The 749-nt window shown below is 59.8% G+C and carries 1 protein-coding gene; it reads right to left on the bottom strand.

Features of this window, described 5'->3' with window-relative positions; all coding sequences use genetic code 11:
- On the bottom strand, positions 1-749 hold a 749-nt coding region (locus EN807_RS32350), incomplete at both ends, for an MFS transporter (protein WP_135937912.1).

Genomic DNA, 749 nt, shown 5'->3' with positions numbered 1-749 from the left:
CCGCCGAGCGCCAGCGAAATGGCCGCCACAGGAACCGACGATGTCAGGGCAAGGGAGAGGCAACAGACTGCACAAGCCACAGAGGCGAAGGCCACCAGCCTGTTTTGAGACGTGACCTTCCTCAAGAAGCCGTTGCCCATGCCCGCGATGAAAGCACCCATGCCGAAGCCGGCCAATAAGATACCGTAGACAATTGGCCCACTCTTCAACTGATCCCGGACGACGAGAGGGAGCAACGCCAGAATGGAGATGCTTGCCAATCCGAAAAGAGCTGCTCGGGCGGTCGCTGCCCTGATCTCCAAAGACATCGCCGTAAAGCGCACTCCGTCATGAATTGCCGTCGTCATTCTCTCACGAGGGAGAGGCGAAGAGCGGACCTCCCATTTGGTGCGCCATATCGCGCTTATAGGCGCCAGATCACTCACCGCAGCCAAGGCGAAAGCGGCCAGCGGCCCAAAGACGGCCAGGATCACGCCCCCCAAGGCCGGACCAACGCTGCGCACAATGTTGTATCCGACGGACATAAGCGTCACTGCGGCCGGAATGTCGCGTTTGTGAAGGATATCGCCGACCGAAGCGTGCCAGGCCGGATCATTCAAGGCAAAGCCGCAGCCGGCCAGGAAACCTAACCCGAGAATCAGCCAAGGACTGACAAATCCCAGACCCACAGAAATCATCAGCGTCGTCGACGCCGATGCTATCAGGCAGTGTCCCGCAAACATCACCCACCGGCGGCTGAAGTTGTCGGC

The sequence above is a fragment of the Mesorhizobium sp. M5C.F.Ca.ET.164.01.1.1 genome (genome assembly GCF_004792125.1).
GTDB lineage: Bacteria > Pseudomonadota > Alphaproteobacteria > Rhizobiales > Rhizobiaceae > Mesorhizobium > Mesorhizobium wenxiniae.
This window is presented reverse-complemented; position numbering and strand designations above follow the sequence as displayed.